We start from the raw sequence: 14,891 nt of genomic DNA, 5'->3' as shown, positions 1-14,891 counted from the left end.
GCTGGCATCTCGAACCGGTCGATGGCGCGTGGCTACATCGATGACGGCGCCCGAACCTGCCTGACGACTGACCCGCTCATCTGAGCCGTTTGCGCCGGGGGCGCCCGGGTTACTCCGGCTGGAGCGCCCCGTAGAACCACGATGCGGTAACGCCGCCATCGATGAGGAAATCCGCGCCGTTGATGAAGGCCCCGTCCGGCCCCATCATCAGGGCAGCGAGCGAGGCGATTTCGTCCGGCGTTCCGGCGCGCCCGGCGGGGGAGCCGTCGATCATGCGCTGGTAGCCGCCGGCGCGCGGGCCGGACAGCTCATCGCGGGCAAGCGGGGTCATGACGATGCCGGGGCTGATCGAATTGACCCGAGCCCCACGTGCTGCCCAGCGCGTCGCCGCCTCGGCCTTTACGCGCAGGGCGTTGCAGCGCTTCGAATACTGGTAGGCGAGCAGGGGGTCGGTGATCCGGTTGCTCTGGAGCATCGGCAGCGCCAGCAGATCCTCGACCGGAGTGGTCGCCAGCAGGCGGTCTTCCTCGGGCGTAAGCGCAGGCAGGCGGTGCCCCGACTGCGAGGCGACGACAATCCCGCTGCCGCCCTTGGCCATCACATCGCCGAACAGTTCCAGCACCAGCGCCGATCCGTAGAGATCGACCGCGAGGATTTTTTCGGCCGGTGCCTGCGAGGGCGAGAGACCCGCAGCGATAATGACGCCGCTGACGTCACCAATGGCAGTGGCCTGAGCCACCAGCGCTTCCATCGAGGCCCGCGAGGAAATGTCCACGGTGGCCGTGCTCGTCTCGAACCCTGCATCGGCCATGACCTTGGCGGCTGCCGCGATCGGCTCATCGCGGAGGTCCGCCAGCAGCACATGCTTGCCGGTGCTGATACGCCGGGCAATGGCGATGCCGATCGAGCCGGCACCGATGACAACTATGACTTCGGCCATTGGCGCTTCCTTTCAGAATACGTGCCGGGGCATTCCCGCAGGAAAGCTCCGGCGTTTCGCGGATCCTGGCGCGACCCGAGGGACTCAGCGATAGGAGAACTGGAGCACGGCGGCGGGCAGGCGCGCGCCTTCGATGGTGATGGCAGCCGAGGCCTGCTCGATATGTGCCATGTCTTGTGTCGTCAGCTCCACGTTTGCGGCGCCCAGGTTTTCCTTGATGCGTTCGAGGCGGCGGGTGCCGAAGATGGGGACGATGAACGGCTCGCGGGCAAGCAGCCATGCCAGTGCAATCTGAGCGGGCGTTGCGCTCTTGGCTTCGGCGATCTGCTTCAGCAGTTCGACAAGGCCCTGGTTCGCGTCGCGCGCCTCTTGGGTGAAGCGGGGCGAAGCGGCGCGGAAGTCGGTTTCGCCGATGGGAGTGGCGGCGTCGATCTTGCCGGTGAGATAACCGGCGCCGAGCGGGCTCCACGGCACGAAGCCGATCCCCAGTTCCTTGCAGAGCGGCAGGACCTCGGGCTCCGGTTCGCGGGTCCAGAGGGAATATTCGCTCTGGATCGCGGCGACCGGGCATACCGCATGAGCGCGCCGGATCGTCGCGGCGGCAGCTTCGGACAAGCCGAAATGGCCCACTTTGCCCGCTGCGATCAGTTCCGCGACGGTTCCGGCAATGTCCTCGATCGGCACTTCGGGATCGACGCGGTGCTGGTAGAGCAGGTCGATGTGATCCATGCCCAGCCGGGCAAGGCTGGCGTCCACCACCTTGCGGATATGCTCGGGCCGGCTGTTGAGCCCGCCGCGGCGTTCGCCGGTGTCGGAATCGACATCGAAGCCGAACTTGGTGGCGACGGCGACTTCGCTGCGTATCGGTGCCAGTGCCTTGCCGACCAGCACTTCATTAGTCCACGGGCCGTAGACTTCGGCCGTATCGAACATCGTCACGCCCAGTTCGTGCGCGCCGCGAATGACGCGGATCGCTTCGTCTTCGGCGGGCGATGCGCCGTAAGTACCGGCAAAGCTCATGGTGCCATAGCTCAGTTCGCTGACTTCGAGCTGTCCCAGCTTGCGGGTCTTCATGGTAGTCCGCTCCTTCCGTTCGCGGCGGAGAGTAATGCAGGGCGCGGCAGGCGATTATCCGCAGTATCCGGCATGCTTTTATAACGACGAGTCATAAGTGCGCAGACCTGCCAGACAGGCAAGGCTGGCGAGGGCGGTGACCAGTATCATCGTCCCCATCGGCGCGGGCGTGCCGTTGGCGAAGACGCCGATCAGAGCGGAGCTGAAGATGCCGCTGCCATACTGGACCGCGCCTACCAGCGCAGAGGCAGCACCGGCCCCCTGCGGCGCCTGCTCAAGCACGCCGGCGATGGAATTGGCGACGATCAGCCCGGTTGCCGAGATGTAGAGGAACAGCGCCAGCACGAGGCCGGGAAGGCCGCCGAAGTCCGTCCATGTCGCTATCGCGACCAGCAGCGCGCTTGCCGCGGCCCATGCGATTCCGGCCTTGAGCATCGCATCGACGCCGAAGCGGTGGATCAGCCGGGCATTGACCATGTTCGAACCCATGATGCCGATGATGCCGAGGCCAAACAGCAGCCCATAATATTGCGGCGGCAGGCCGTGATAGGTGATGTAGGCGAAGGGCGATCCCGCGATATAGGCGAACATGCCGGCGTAGTAGAACGCGCCTGCGCCGACATAGGCCATGGCGCGGCGATTGCGCAGCAGGGCGGCGTAGCGGGCGATCGCCTGACCCGCGCTGACGCGGTGACGGCGCTCTGGCGGCAGCGTTTCGGGCAGGGTGCTCAGCAGCGCCAGCGTGACCGTGCCGATCCCCACCAGCACCCAGAATATCGCGCGCCAGCCCATGACCAGCAGGACCTGTCCGCCCAGCAGCGGGCCGATCAGCGGAGCGATGGCCATGACCGTCATCAGCGTGGACATCATGCTGGCCGCGCGCGGGCCCTGGTAAAGATCGCGTACCATCGCGCGGCCCAGCACGACGCCGGCCGATGCGCCTGCCGCCTGCACCACGCGCGCGGCAATCACCCACCAGATGCTTGTCGCCAACGCGCAGCCGGCCGAGCCGAGGACGAACAGGACGATGCCGATCGCGACCGGAAGCCGGCGCCCGAAGCGATCGCCCACCGGGCCCCAGAACAACTGCCCCAGCGCGAACCCGATCAGGTAGCCGGAAACGGTCCACTCGGCCGTCCCCATGTCCGCGCCGAGTGCGCGCGACATCGTCGGCATGCCGGGCAAATAGATGTCGGTGGAGATCGAGGCGAAGCCCATCAACAGGCAGAGAATGCCAAGGACGCGCCAACCGTGATCGCCGGCCTCTCCCGCGCCGTGCGGGGCAAGGCCGGCCGGCGCCGTAGTACCGGTCATGTCTTGCGTTTATTCCTTTGCCGGGCCGGCGAGATACTGCTCGTCGGTCACATGTTCGAGCCAGTCTACCGCGCGGCCGTCCAGCATTTCGGCGATGGCGACGTGGGTCATCGCGGTGGTCGGCGTTGCGCCGTGCCAGTGCTTGTGGCCGGGCGGGCACCAGACGATGTCTCCGGCGCGGATCTCGACGATTGCCTCGCCTTCGCACTGGGTCCAGCCGCAGCCCGATGTGACGAGCAGCGTCTGGCCGAGCGGATGGGTGTGCCACGCGGTGCGCGCGCCGGGTTCGAATGTCACGATGGCGCCGCCGGCGCGCGCAGGCGCTTCACCCTGAAACGGGCTGTCGATACGCACGTTGCCGGTGAACCAGTCGGCCGGGCCCTTGATCGAGGGCTGGGTGCCGTTGCGGATGAGTTTCATCGGGGGGAGTCCTTCCTTGATGATCCATTGCCGCCGGCCGGTAGTGCCGGGCACGCCTGTTGGACGATCCGAAGATACGTTGCGGTAAACCTGATGATTAGTGCATCATTGCCGCATGCAGCTATCGATATGAGTCATCAATGCAGCGCGACGAACTGAACGACCTGAATGCCTTCATCGCCATTGCCGACGAACGCAGCTTCACGCGCGCAGCCGCCAAGATGGGTATCTCGCAGTCGGCATTGAGCCACAAGATCCGGCGGCTGGAGGCCAGACTTGGCGTGCGCCTGCTCTCGCGCACCACACGGAGTGTATCGCCCACCGATGTAGGAGAGCGGTTGCTTGCGGGAATTGCACCGGCCTTCGCTCAGATCGAGGATCAACTGGACCTTCTTGGGGAAGTTCGCGAGAAGCCGGCGGGTCTGATCCGCATTACCGCACCGAGCCATGCCACACGGACAGTGCTCTGGCCTGCCGTTGCGAAGCTGATGCGCGACTACCCCGAGGTCGAGGTCGAACTCAGTGTCGATTCCGGGCTACGCAATATCGTCGAGGACAAATTCGATGCCGGCGTGCGCCTTGGTGAGCAGGTGGCGCGCGACATGATCGCGGTGCGAATTGGGCCGGAATTGCAGATGGCCGCAGTCGCCTCTCCGGACTATTTGCAAGCCCACGGTATTCCCCAAGTGCCGCAGGACCTTGCAGCGCACAGTTGCATCAACTTGCGATTGACCACTGCGGGCGGCCTCTACGCCTGGGAGTTCGAGAAGGGCGGTCGCGAACTCAATGTTCGCGTCGAGGGGCAGTTCACCTCCAATAATGTCGACGTGATAATCGATGCTGCGATCGATGGCTTCGGGCTGGCATTCGTTCCCGCCGACTATGTGCAGGATGCGATCGATCGTGGGCAGCTCGTCCGCGTTCTGGAAAACTGGTGCGAGCCCTTCGCCGGCTACCATCTCTACTATCCGAGCCGGCGGCAGCCCAAGCCTGCTTTTGCGCTGCTGATCGAGGCATTACGTTTTCGGGGCTGATGGCATGGGAGTGCAGAGCGATAGGGTGCAGGGGGCAGGGGGCCGGCGCTGGTGATCAAGCGATGTGTGGAGCCCATGGACTTCGCCGCCGGGGCGTTGCAATCAATCCGCTTATGGGGGCTGATTTCTTGCGCGAAATGAACTGGCTGGGCGCGGACCGGGTGCGGGGATACCTGCTCCTGCTCGCCTTGCTCAACGCGGCGATGGTGGTCTGGCTGCTGGCCACGTCGCATGGCGGGTGATTCTTCTTGCGGGCCTTGCCGCGCTGACGCTGGCCGGGCTCTCCGCACTGGCTTTCGGGTCTGAGCTGTGGGTGCATTGGCTGGGTGCATCCACGCGGGCGCAGGCGGCCATGGCTGATGGCGCCGTGGGCTTCGGGAAGATGGTCAGCCCGTTCGCGGCTCTGCGTCTGTTGGGTGTGGCGTCGGTCGCGGCCTATGCGGTGCAAGGGGTGATCACGGCCATAGTGGCCGCCCTCGTGGTCATGGCCGCGTGGGGCAGGCATTGGGGGACAGGACTTGCCGCGCTGGTGCTGGCGGGGGCGCCGCTGGCAACGCCCTTCGTGCTCGATTACGACATGGTGCTGCTGACCTTCCCGATGCTCTGGCTGGTGGGGGAGGGGCTGCGTGGCAGCTTCGCACCTTACGAAAAGCTGGCCCTGCTGCTGGCTTTCATCGCCCCTGCCTTCGCGCGGCCGCTGGCGATGAACCTTTCGCTTCCGATCATGCCGCTGGTGCTGCTGGTCTTTTTCGCGGTAATCTGGCGGCGGGCAACCTCGCGCGCCCACGCGCATTGCGATGAGGAGCCCCAACCGGAAGGAGCCTGACTTGCCCGAGACCAAGCCGCGCGCCGCGCGCAACATCGCGCTGCTGATCGATGCCGACAATGCCTCGCCCGCCAATCTGGAAGCGGCGCTGACCATCCTCGGCGATCTCGGCTCGGTCAATGTGCGGCGGGCCTACGGGAACTGGAGCAAGGTTTCGCTGAAGGGCTGGTCGAAACTGGTGCATCGCCATGCACTGGAACCGCAGCAGCAGTTCGACGTGACCAAGGGCAAGAATGCCACCGACATGAAGATGACCATCGATGCGATGGATCTGCTTTATGGTGGCCATATCGACGGCTTCGGCCTGATGACCAGCGATAGCGATTTCATGCCGCTCGCCATCCGCATCCGGCAGAACGGCACGCCGGTCTATGGCTTCGGGACCAGTCGCACGCCCGAGGCTTTTCGCGAGGCCTGCACCCGCTTCATCGATCTTGAAGCGCTGCCAGCCGCCGATGCCGAGGACAGCGAGGCGGAAGCCTCCGCGCCGCCGGTCGATGCCGATCTGGTCAAGCTGATCGGGGAGGGCTGGAAGGCCAGTAAGCGGGACGAGAACGGCTATGCGAGCCTTTCCGAAGTGGGCCAGCGCGTTGCCAACCGGTCCAGCTTCGATGCGCGTAGTTATGGTTTCTCTCGCCTGTCCGAACTCGTGCAGACGCTTCCCAATTTCGCCACGGAAAAGCGTGAGAGCGGGCTGTTCATCAAGCGGATGCGTTGAGGCGGCGATGGGCATCACGCCCGCCCGGCCCGTGCGCTGGATCGGCCTTACGGGCCGGGTTCTGGCGGGGCTGCTGGCGACGGCGGTGGCGTTCTGGGGGCTGAGCTACCTTTTTCGTGACACTGCGGCGATCGGCTCGAACCTTGCGCATAACCGTGCAGGTGTGTCGTTGCTGATTACCCATGCCTCGCTCGCCGGCGTCGCGCTGTTGGCCGGGCCGTGGCAGTTCGTCGCGAAATGGCGGAGCCGGGCGCGCGGTCTCCATCGCTGGATCGGTAGGATCTATGTCTGCGCCTGCCTCGGGGGCGGTTCGGCGGGCGCGGCGTTGGCGTGGGGCACGACGGCCGGCCCGGTTGCCGGTACGGGCTTCTTCCTTCTGGCCCTGAACTGGATAACCTGCACTGCACTCGGCTGGCTGGCCGCCTTAAGGCGCGATTTCGTGCGGCATCGGCGCTGGATGATCCGCAGCTTTGCCCTGACCTTCGCGGCGGTGACCCTGCGCCTCTATCTGCCGCTTTCGCAGATTATCGGGATCGATTTCCTGACGGCCTATATCGCCATCGCGTGGTTGTGCTGGGTGCCGAACCTGATCGCGGCGGAACTTTGGTTGCGGCGGTATCCGCAAATTAAGAGCGTAATACCTTACCGGAGATGGCTGGCGGCGATTTCAGTTATTTGATTTGACTTCGAGCAGACCCTGATTTTAGGCCCCATCGTGAGGTGGTTCTCACCTCACAGGGGGGTTAATATGAAACTGAAGTATGCCGCGGGCTTCTGCCTGCTGGTGACGGTTGCTGTCGTTGGTAATGCGCAGCAACAGGGGGGTGCCGTTACTTCGCCGAGCGCCGCGCAGCCGCAAGTTGCCGTGCCGATTGCACCTGCACAGGACAATGTTCTTCGCGCTGGAGTGGAAATTCCGCTGGTGACGCGGGAAGAACTGACGACCAAGAAGAAGGCCCTGCGGGTCGGCCAGCGTTTCCAGATGGAAGTGGCGGCGAACGTTGAGCACAACGGCGTCGTCATCATTCCGGCGGGCACGCCTGCCGTTGGCGAAATTACCGAAGTGCGTAACAAGGGCATGTGGGGCAAGTCCGGCTACATCGGCGCGCGCGTCGTCTCGATCCGGCTTGGGGATCGCAGTATCCGAGTGTCCGGCACGTTTGACGATAAGGGCGTGACCGGCACTGGCGGCGTCGTGGCGGCCATTGCGTTCGTGCCAATTGCCGGGTTCCTGACCACGGGCACCAGCGCATTCATCGCGTCCGGCTCACCGGTAAAGGGCTTCCTTGACGAGGACGTGACTTATGCGACCGTTACAACGCCGCCCGTTCCCGTCGCTGTGCCGGCGCCGTTGGCAGTAACGCCTGTCGTTGCGACCGCTGGAACGAAGTAAGATCGAAAACGACTGATCGGCGCCTCAGGCGTCGATCAGTTCCGGGTCGATCTCGCCCGCGCGGTTCTGGATGAACATGAAGCGGTGTTCGGGGTTGCGGCCCATCAGGCGGTCGACAAGGTCCTTCACCGCGGCGCGGCCTTCGTATTCGGGCGGCAGGGTGATGCGGATCAGCGAGCGGCTGTCCGGGCTCATCGTCGTTTCGCGCAGCTGCTGGGGGTTCATCTCGCCCAGACCCTTGAAGCGGCCGACTTCCACCCTCTTGCCCTTGAACACCGTCTTTTCCAGTTCCGCGCGGTGCTCGTCGTCGCGCGCATAGGCGGAGGTGGAGCCAGAGGTCAGGCGGTAGAGCGGCGGCTGGGCGAGGTATAGGTGCCCGCGCCGCACGATTTCCGGCATTTCCTGGAAGAAGAACGTCATCAGCAGCGTGGCGATATGCGCGCCGTCGACGTCAGCGTCGGTCATGATGACCACGCGGTCATAGCGCAAGTCGTCGGCGTTGCAGTCCTTGCGGGTGCCGCAGCCGAGCGCGAGGCCAAGGTCGGCGATTTCCTGATTGGCGCGGATCTTGTCCGCCGTGGCGCTGGCGACGTTCAGGATTTTGCCGCGGATCGGCAGGATCGCCTGTGTCTTGCGGTTGCGCGCCTGCTTGGCGGAGCCGCCTGCCGAATCGCCTTCGACGATGAACAGTTCGGTCTCGCCATCGCCTTCGCCCGAACAGTCGGTCAGCTTGCCGGGCAGGCGCAGCTTCTTGGCGTTGGTGGCGGTCTTGCGCTTTACCTCCCGCTCCGCCTTGCGGCGCAGGCGGTCGTCCATGCGCTCCATCACCGCGCCGAGCAGCGCCTTGCCACGCTCCATATTGTCGGTGAGGAAGTGGTCGAAGTGATCGCGCACCGCCGCTTCCACCATGCGCGCGGCTTCGGGGCTGGTGAGGCGGTCCTTGGTCTGGCTCTGGAATTGCGGATCGCGGATGAAGACCGAGAGCATGACTTCGCTGCCGGTCACCACGTCGTCCGGCGTGATGTCCTTGGCCTTTTTCTGCTGGCCGACAAGGTCCGCGAAAGCGCGGATGCCCTTGGTCAGCGCGGCGCGCAGGCCCTGCTCGTGGGTGCCGCCATCGGGCGTCGGGATGGTGTTGCAGTACCAGGAGTACGAACCGTCCGAATAGAGCGGCCAGGCGATCGCCCATTCGACGCGGCCCTGTTCGGAGCCATCCTCACCGCGCGGAAATTCCTGGCTGCCGGAGAAGAACTGCGTGGTCACGCATTCGCGGCCGCCGATCTGTTCGGCCAGATGGTCGGCAAGGCCGCCGGGGAACTGGAAGGTAGCCTCGGCCGGGATGCCGTCCACCGCGAGCGCGGGCGAGCACTTCCAGCGAATTTCCACGCCGGCGAAGAGATAGGCCTTCGAACGCACCAGCTTGAACAGGCGCGCAGGCTTGAATTTCTGATCGCCGAAGATTTCGGTATCGGGCGTGAAGGTAACGGCGGTACCACGGCGATTGGGCGCGGCACCCACTTTCTGGAGCGGGCCCAGCGTTTCGCCGCGCGAGAATTCCTGCGCGAACAGTTCCTTGTTGCGCGCCACTTCCACGCGTGTCTTTACCGAAAGCGCGTTGACCACCGAGATGCCGACGCCGTGCAGACCGCCCGAGGTGGCATAGGCCTTGCCGGAGAACTTGCCGCCCGAGTGCAGGGTGGAGAGAATGACTTCCAGCGCCGACTTGCCCGGATACTTCGGGTGCTCGTCCACCGGGATGCCGCGGCCGTTGTCGGTGATGGTCAGGCGCCCGGCAGTGCCCGGCTCCTCTTCCAGCGTCACTTCGATACGGTTGGCGTGACCGGCGACGGCTTCGTCCATCGCGTTGTCGAGCACTTCGGCGGCGAGGTGGTGCAGTGCACGCTCGTCCGTGCCGCCGATATACATGCCCGGGCGACGGCGGACGGGCTCAAGCCCCTCCAGCACTTCGATCGCCGAACCGTCGTAGGTTTCACCGCCCGCGGAGGGGAGCTTGTCGAAGAGGTCGTCGGACATGGGCGCGACTATAGGCAGGCGGAAAATCCGCGATCAAGCGGGCAGGTCACGCTTTTCCGCAGAGGCTTGGGGAAAACTGGAATAAAAAGAGAACAAAGGGGCAGGGCGCCGCCATGGCGCCCCGCTTCGCCCTTTTATTTGCCCTTGGCGAAGCCGGTGGGGGCGGCGTCGATCACCTTGACCGCACCCGCCTGCACCGCGCGCACTTCCAGCGCCCGCTCGATCAGGCCGTTGCGATTGAAGCGGAACGCACCGTCCACGCCCAGGAAGCCGTCCGGCGCGAACATCGCGGTGGTCGGGAAGATCGTGCCCGGCTTCCAGTCGCGCGAGACGCGCAGCGTGAGCAGCACCGCGTCGTAGCCGAGCGTGGCGATGCGGAACGGTTGGGCGCCGAAGCGGGCGCGGTAGCTCTTGGCGAACTGGCCGAAGCGCGCGTCGGACACGGTGGAGAACCACGCGCCGTTCAGCGCGGGCGAGGTCGCCAGTTCCTTCTCGCCGCTCCACAGTTCGGTGCCCAGCAGGCGGACGCCGGTGCCGCCGCCGGCAGCGCGGAACGTGGTTGCCGCGCGGGCAGAGAGACTGCCGCTGTCGGCGATCAGCAGTGCGCCGAAGCCGCCCTTGGCCTTGATCCGCGTGGCTGCGGCGCTGATCGAGGCGGCGGTACGGTCATAGTTTTCCATGGCCAGCACGGTGCCGCCATTGGCGCGCACGGTGGTGAGCAGCGAACTGCTTACCCGCTCGCCATATTCGCCGCGCGGGACCAGTGCGGCGAAGCTGGAGATGCCCTGCTGGCGGGCATAGGCCACCGTGCGGGCGACCGACTGGCCGGGCAGGTTGCCGATGATGAAGACGTCCGCCTCTGCCGCCTTCTCGTCATTGGAGAAGGAGATGATCGGCACTTTCGCCGGCTTGGCGACAGTGCGCACGGCGGCGATGTCGTCAGACAGCAGCGGACCCAGGATCAGCTTGTTGCCGTCCGCCACGGCCTTGCGCGCGGCATCGCCGGGGTTGGTGCCGGTGTCGTAGACCGTGATGCGCAGGTCTTTCGCGCCGGTATCGAGAATCGCCATGTTCGCCGCATTGGCCAGCGACTGACCCACGCCGGCGTTCGTGCCGGTGGTGGGCACCAGCAGGGCGATGCGGTGGCGTTCGTTGTCGCTGGCGATCACATTGTCGCCGCTGGGCGCGGGCGTCGGCGCCGGGGTGGGCGCGGGAGCCTTGGGAACGACGGCGCAACCGGCAAGCAGCGCCATGGCAGCCCCGGCCAGAAAATTACGCCGATTGGGTCGCCCATTCAGGCTCTTGTCGAACATTGCTTGCCGCTCCCGTGGTCCTTGGGCCATGAGGCCGATGATGGAAAACAGTCTTTCGCCGGGGCTCTACATAGTGGCAACCCCCATTGGCAACCTTGGGGATATTACAGTGCGCGCCGTGGAGACGCTGCGAGGCGTGAGTGCGGTCGCTTGCGAGGATACGCGGATAACGGGCAAATTGCTCCACCACCTGGGCATCAAGCAAAAGCTGATCCGCTATGACGATCATGCGGGGGAGGGCGATCGCGAGCGGTTGCTGGCGCTGATGGAAAGCGCGCCCGTGGCACTGGTCAGCGATGCTGGAACCCCGCTGATTTCCGACCCCGGATACCGTCTGGTGCGCATCGCGCGGGAGCGTGGGATCGCCGTCACCAGCCTGCCTGGCGCCAATGCGGCGGTGATGGCGATGACGCTTTCGGGGCTGCCCAACGATCGCTTCCTGTTCGCCGGCTTCCTGCCCAACAAGGCCAAGGCGCGCGAGGGCGTGCTGACGGAACTGTCGAAAGTTCCCGCCACGCTGATTTTCTACGAAACCGCGCCAAGGTTGGAAGATTCGCTGACCGCTATCGATTCGGTGCTGTCGGGGCGCGAGGTGGCCGTCGCGCGCGAATTGACCAAGAAGTTCGAGGAATGCCGTAGCGGTTCGCCGCAGGACCTGATCGCGCACTATGCCGCGCATCCGCCCAAGGGGGAGATCGTGTTGCTGGTGGCGCCTCCGGGTGAGGAGCCGCTGGGCGAGATCGATGTCGATGCGCTGCTGCGTGCCGCGCTGGTGGAGGCCAAACCTTCTCAGGCGGCGGCCAGCGTTGCCAAGGCGACGGGCCTCGACCGGAAGACGCTCTATGCCCGGGCGCTCGAACTGAAGTGAGCGAGCGGCGGGCTCATGCGGAACGGCAGGGGCGGCGCGGCGAGGCGCTGGCGCTCTGGTATTTGCGGCTCGGCGGCTGGCGTATCGTGGCGCGGCGCGCGAAGACCGCGCGGGGCGAGGTCGATCTTGTCGCGCGGCGGGGGAGGACGCTCTGCTTCGTCGAAGTGAAATGGCGGGCCCGAGCAGAAGACCTTGATCATGCGATCGATGCCTATCGCCTGCGCCGCGTGGCCGCCGCTGCCGAAGGGCTGGCGGCGCGATACCAGAAACCCGGCGACAGCCTCAGGATAGATGTCCTGTTGCTGGCGCCGGGGTGCTGGCCGCGCAGGATTGCCAATGCATGGCAGCCCTGCGGGTGACAGCGGGGGGTCTGGTCGCGTTCCTGGGAATGCAACAAGGGACGCAGACGAAACTATTCGCAAGCCTGCGCGAATTTCATTAAGTGCCAACCTCGTAATAGCCCGGGCCCGTAGTTCCCCGGCACATAATCCTCCCAAGGAAACCATTTCATGACCCTGCGCATCGCCGTTCAGATGGACCCGATTGAGACGATCAACATCGCTGGCGATTCGTCCTTTGCCCTGATGCTGGCCGCGCAGGCACGAGGGCATACGCTGTTCCATTACGATGTGCGCACGCTGGCCTATGATGCGTCCTACGGCGCCGGCGGCAGGCTGACCTGCTGGGGCGCGCCGGTGACGGTGCAGCGCGTGGCAGGCGCGCATTATACGCGCGGCGATTATCGCCTGATCGACCTTGTCGACGATATCGACGTGGTGCTGATGCGGCAGGATCCGCCCTTCGATCTGGGTTACATCACCGCCACGCACCTGCTGGAGCGGCTGGCCGGCAAGACGCTGGTGGCCAACGATCCCGCTTCGGTCCGCAATGCGCCGGAAAAGGTCTTCGTGCTCGATTTCGCGCGCTTCATGCCGCCGACGCTGATCGCCCGCCGGATCGAAGACGTGCGTGCATTCCAGGAACGTCAGGTCGCCGCCGGGCTTGGCGGCGATCTCGTCGTCAAGCCGCTGCACGGCAATGGCGGCAAGGCGGTGTTCCGCGTGCCGGCGGACGGCAGCAATCTGGGCGCGCTGGTGGAAATGTTCCAGAATGCCTGGGTGGAGCCGTTCATGGTCCAGCCCTTCCTCCCCGATGTGTCGGAGGGCGACAAGCGCATCGTGCTGGTGGACGGCGTGGTGGCCGGTGCCATCAACCGCAAGCCGGGCGCGGGCGAATTCCGCTCCAACCTTGCGGTCGGCGGTTCGGCCGAAGCGACGCAGCTTACCGCGACCGAAGAGGAAATCTGCGCGGCGATGGGCCCGGAACTGAAGGCGCGCGGTCTGGTTTTCGTGGGCATCGACGTGATCGGCGGAAAGTGGCTGACCGAAATCAACGTCACCTCACCCACCGGCATCGTTGCGATCGACCGCTTCAACAGTACCGATACCGGCGCGCTGATCTGGGATGCCATCGAAGCGCGCCACGCCGCGATGTGATGTTGCGGGAACGCCGTCATGGATGAATGGGTGATCCGGCTGATCGAAGGGGGTGGCTATTGGGGCATCGCCTTCCTGATGATGCTGGAAAACCTGGTGCCGCCGATCCCGTCCGAACTCATCATGGGTGTCGCCGGGATCGCGCTGGCACGCGGGACGATGACATTTGGCCCCGTATTGCTGGCGGGAACCGCCGGCTGCACGCTGGGCAATTACATCCTGTTCCTGATCGCCGATCGTCTCGGCTATGAGCGGCTGAAGCCGCTGGTAGACCGCTGGGGCCGCTGGCTGACGATGGAATGGCACGATGTCGAACGGGCCGGGCAATTCTTCCGTCGCCACGGGCACTGGGTGGTTTTTGTCATGCGGTTCATGCCGATGTTCCGCACCCTGATCTCCGTTCCTGCCGGCTTATCGCACATGAGGCACCTGCGGTTTCTGGTCTACACGGCTGCCGGCGCGGCGGTGTGGAACACGCTGCTGCTGATGGGCGGGCTGTGGCTGGGCCGGCGCTTTTCGGAGGCCGCGACATGGATCGGCTGGGCGACGCTGGCGCTCGCAGCGGTAACGGTGGCCTGGTATCTTTGGCGTGTAATAAGCTGGAAGCCAACGCGCTGAATGATCCCAAGTTGAAAAAATGAAGCTGTTTATCGGCTTAGTGTAATTCCCGGCTATCTTGATTAGGGATACTGACGTATTCTTCGCCCGCAACCATTGGGGAGCAGGCGTTATGTCCAAGAGACTGGCAGCTGAATTCTTCGGTACGTTCTGGCTTGTTTTCGGGGGCTGCGGTTCGGCAGTCCTTGCGGCGGCCTTTCCTGAACTTGGCATTGGATTTGCCGGTGTGGCACTGGCCTTCGGGCTTACTGTCGTGACGATGGCTTATGCAGTCGGCGCGATTTCCGGCGGACACTTCAATCCGGCGGTCTCGCTGGGCATGGCTGTTGGCGGCCGGCTCGACTGGAAGGACCTGATCCCTTACTGGATCGCGCAGGTGATCGGCGCCATCGTGGCCGCCGCCGCGCTCTATGCGATCGCTTCGGGCAAGGCGGGCTGGACGCCCGGCGGCTTTGCCACCAATGGATATGGCGAACTGTCGCCCGGCGGCTATTCGCTACACTCCGCACTGCTGATCGAGATGATCCTGACCGCGGGCTTCATCATCGTGATCCTCGGCTCCACCTCCCGGATCGCGCCGGCAGGCTTCGGGCCGCTGGCGATCGGCCTTGCGCTCACCTTGATCCACCTGATCTCGATCCCCGTCACCAATACCTCTGTAAACCCGGCGCGCTCTACCGGCGTGGCGCTGTTTGCCGAAACGGCGGCAGTGAGCCAGCTCTGGGTGTTCTGGGTGGCGCCGCTGATCGGTGCGGCTATCGGCGCGGTGATCTGGCGCTTCCTGCTGGCGCCGGACGAAGGCGCGATCTGACTATCCTAAAGCAAGGCCCGCTTTCCTCTGGA

At 65.1% G+C, this 14,891-nt stretch carries 17 protein-coding genes; 11 read left to right on the top strand and 6 right to left on the bottom strand.

Features of this window, described 5'->3' with window-relative positions:
* Positions 1–109 precede the first annotated feature (109 nt).
* The 4 genes from ACZ1JV_RS18625 to ACZ1JV_RS18610 all read right to left on the bottom strand — a co-directional run bounded on the left by ACZ1JV_RS18625 (position 110) and on the right by ACZ1JV_RS18610 (position 3,748).
* Positions 110–940: an SDR family oxidoreductase gene (locus ACZ1JV_RS18625; protein WP_465150001.1), complete on the bottom strand. Its 831-nt coding sequence runs from the start codon at positions 938–940 to the stop codon at positions 110–112.
* Between the two features lie 84 nt (positions 941–1,024).
* A complete protein-coding gene (locus ACZ1JV_RS18620; protein WP_465150000.1) occupies positions 1,025–2,014 on the bottom strand; it encodes an aldo/keto reductase in 990 nt (329 codons plus the stop codon).
* Positions 2,015–2,092: 78 nt separating this feature from the next.
* Positions 2,093–3,328: a multidrug effflux MFS transporter gene (locus ACZ1JV_RS18615; RefSeq protein ID WP_465149999.1), complete on the bottom strand. Its 1,236-nt coding sequence runs from the start codon at positions 3,326–3,328 to the stop codon at positions 2,093–2,095.
* A gap of 9 nt (positions 3,329–3,337) precedes the next feature.
* Positions 3,338–3,748 (bottom strand): (R)-mandelonitrile lyase, encoded by a 411-nt coding sequence (locus ACZ1JV_RS18610; RefSeq protein ID WP_465149998.1) that lies wholly within the window; start codon positions 3,746–3,748, stop codon positions 3,338–3,340.
* Between the two features lie 140 nt (positions 3,749–3,888).
* Between ACZ1JV_RS18610 and ACZ1JV_RS18605 the strand changes: the two genes are divergently transcribed.
* The 6 genes from ACZ1JV_RS18605 (at position 3,889) to ACZ1JV_RS18580 (ending at position 7,719) form a co-directional block, all read left to right on the top strand.
* Positions 3,889–4,782 (top strand): LysR family transcriptional regulator, encoded by an 894-nt coding sequence (locus tag ACZ1JV_RS18605; RefSeq protein WP_465149997.1) that lies wholly within the window; start codon positions 3,889–3,891, stop codon positions 4,780–4,782.
* 113 nt (positions 4,783–4,895) lie between these two features.
* Positions 4,896–5,024 (top strand): hypothetical protein, encoded by a 129-nt coding sequence (locus ACZ1JV_RS18600; protein WP_465149996.1) that lies wholly within the window; start codon positions 4,896–4,898, stop codon positions 5,022–5,024.
* Positions 5,021–5,608: a hypothetical protein gene (locus ACZ1JV_RS18595; protein WP_465149995.1), complete on the top strand. Its 588-nt coding sequence runs from the start codon at positions 5,021–5,023 to the stop codon at positions 5,606–5,608. Before ACZ1JV_RS18600 ends, ACZ1JV_RS18595 begins: the two co-directional genes overlap by 4 nt.
* Positions 5,580–6,326: an NYN domain-containing protein gene (locus ACZ1JV_RS18590; protein ID WP_465149994.1), complete on the top strand. Its 747-nt coding sequence runs from the start codon at positions 5,580–5,582 to the stop codon at positions 6,324–6,326. The genes ACZ1JV_RS18595 and ACZ1JV_RS18590 overlap by 29 nt, the downstream gene beginning before the upstream one ends.
* Positions 6,327–6,333: 7 nt before the next feature.
* Positions 6,334–7,005, top strand: a complete 672-nt coding sequence (locus ACZ1JV_RS18585) for a DUF2306 domain-containing protein (protein WP_465149993.1) — start codon at positions 6,334–6,336, stop codon at positions 7,003–7,005.
* A gap of 69 nt (positions 7,006–7,074) precedes the next feature.
* On the top strand, positions 7,075–7,719 hold the full coding sequence (locus ACZ1JV_RS18580) for a hypothetical protein (protein WP_465149992.1): 645 nt from the start codon (positions 7,075–7,077) through the stop codon (positions 7,717–7,719).
* Positions 7,720–7,743: 24 nt separating this feature from the next.
* Here ACZ1JV_RS18580 and parE read toward each other — a convergent pair whose 3' ends face one another.
* Positions 7,744–9,753 (bottom strand): DNA topoisomerase IV subunit B, encoded by a 2,010-nt coding sequence (parE, locus tag ACZ1JV_RS18575; protein WP_465149991.1) that lies wholly within the window; start codon positions 9,751–9,753, stop codon positions 7,744–7,746.
* 134 nt (positions 9,754–9,887) lie between these two features.
* Entirely contained in the window at positions 9,888–11,066 is a 1,179-nt protein-coding gene (locus ACZ1JV_RS18570) for a penicillin-binding protein activator (RefSeq protein ID WP_465149990.1), read from the bottom strand.
* Positions 11,067–11,106: 40 nt separating this feature from the next.
* On the opposite strand from ACZ1JV_RS18570, the gene rsmI reads away from it, so the two are divergent.
* From rsmI to aqpZ, 5 genes are all read left to right on the top strand, one after another.
* Positions 11,107–11,934, top strand: a complete 828-nt coding sequence (rsmI, locus tag ACZ1JV_RS18565; RefSeq protein ID WP_465149989.1) for a 16S rRNA (cytidine(1402)-2'-O)-methyltransferase — start codon at positions 11,107–11,109, stop codon at positions 11,932–11,934.
* A complete protein-coding gene (locus ACZ1JV_RS18560) occupies positions 11,931–12,293 on the top strand; it encodes a YraN family protein (protein ID WP_465149988.1) in 363 nt (120 codons plus the stop codon). Before rsmI ends, ACZ1JV_RS18560 begins: the two co-directional genes overlap by 4 nt.
* Positions 12,294–12,443: 150 nt before the next feature.
* Positions 12,444–13,430, top strand: a complete 987-nt coding sequence (gene gshB / locus ACZ1JV_RS18555) for a glutathione synthase (RefSeq protein WP_465149987.1) — start codon at positions 12,444–12,446, stop codon at positions 13,428–13,430.
* Positions 13,431–13,448: 18 nt separating this feature from the next.
* Complete coding sequence (locus ACZ1JV_RS18550; protein ID WP_465149986.1) at positions 13,449–14,048, top strand: DedA family protein; 600 nt, start codon at positions 13,449–13,451, stop codon at positions 14,046–14,048.
* Positions 14,049–14,160: 112 nt separating this feature from the next.
* Complete coding sequence (gene aqpZ, locus ACZ1JV_RS18545; RefSeq protein WP_465135275.1) at positions 14,161–14,859, top strand: aquaporin Z; 699 nt, start codon at positions 14,161–14,163, stop codon at positions 14,857–14,859.
* Positions 14,860–14,891 lie beyond the last annotated feature (32 nt).

It is taken from the genome of Novosphingobium sp. BL-S-19 (genome assembly GCF_055521675.1).
The sequence above is the reverse complement of the archived record's forward strand: the minus strand, read 5'-3'. Positions and strand labels throughout refer to the sequence as shown.

What these genes read in the sequence shown, in the direction of transcription:
- ACZ1JV_RS18625 (WP_465150001.1), bottom strand. Translation starts at nt 940, where the DNA reads ATGGCCGAAGTCATAGTTGTCATCGGTGCCGGCTCGATCGGCATCGCC.
- ACZ1JV_RS18620 (WP_465150000.1), bottom strand. Translation starts at nt 2,014, where the DNA reads ATGAAGACCCGCAAGCTGGGACAGCTCGAAGTCAGCGAACTGAGCTAT.
- ACZ1JV_RS18615 (WP_465149999.1), bottom strand. Translation starts at nt 3,328, where the DNA reads ATGACCGGTACTACGGCGCCGGCCGGCCTTGCCCCGCACGGCGCGGGA.
- ACZ1JV_RS18610 (WP_465149998.1), bottom strand. Translation starts at nt 3,748, where the DNA reads ATGAAACTCATCCGCAACGGCACCCAGCCCTCGATCAAGGGCCCGGCC.
- ACZ1JV_RS18605 (WP_465149997.1), top strand. Translation starts at nt 3,889, where the DNA reads ATGCAGCGCGACGAACTGAACGACCTGAATGCCTTCATCGCCATTGCC.
- ACZ1JV_RS18600 (WP_465149996.1), top strand. Translation starts at nt 4,896, where the DNA reads ATGGGGGCTGATTTCTTGCGCGAAATGAACTGGCTGGGCGCGGACCGG.
- ACZ1JV_RS18590 (WP_465149994.1), top strand. Translation starts at nt 5,580, where the DNA reads ATGAGGAGCCCCAACCGGAAGGAGCCTGACTTGCCCGAGACCAAGCCG.
- ACZ1JV_RS18585 (WP_465149993.1), top strand. Translation starts at nt 6,334, where the DNA reads ATGGGCATCACGCCCGCCCGGCCCGTGCGCTGGATCGGCCTTACGGGC.
- ACZ1JV_RS18580 (WP_465149992.1), top strand. Translation starts at nt 7,075, where the DNA reads ATGAAACTGAAGTATGCCGCGGGCTTCTGCCTGCTGGTGACGGTTGCT.
- parE (WP_465149991.1), bottom strand. Translation starts at nt 9,753, where the DNA reads ATGTCCGACGACCTCTTCGACAAGCTCCCCTCCGCGGGCGGTGAAACC.
- ACZ1JV_RS18570 (WP_465149990.1), bottom strand. Translation starts at nt 11,066, where the DNA reads ATGTTCGACAAGAGCCTGAATGGGCGACCCAATCGGCGTAATTTTCTG.
- rsmI (WP_465149989.1), top strand. Translation starts at nt 11,107, where the DNA reads ATGGAAAACAGTCTTTCGCCGGGGCTCTACATAGTGGCAACCCCCATT.
- gshB (WP_465149987.1), top strand. Translation starts at nt 12,444, where the DNA reads ATGACCCTGCGCATCGCCGTTCAGATGGACCCGATTGAGACGATCAAC.
- ACZ1JV_RS18550 (WP_465149986.1), top strand. Translation starts at nt 13,449, where the DNA reads ATGGATGAATGGGTGATCCGGCTGATCGAAGGGGGTGGCTATTGGGGC.
- aqpZ (WP_465135275.1), top strand. Translation starts at nt 14,161, where the DNA reads ATGTCCAAGAGACTGGCAGCTGAATTCTTCGGTACGTTCTGGCTTGTT.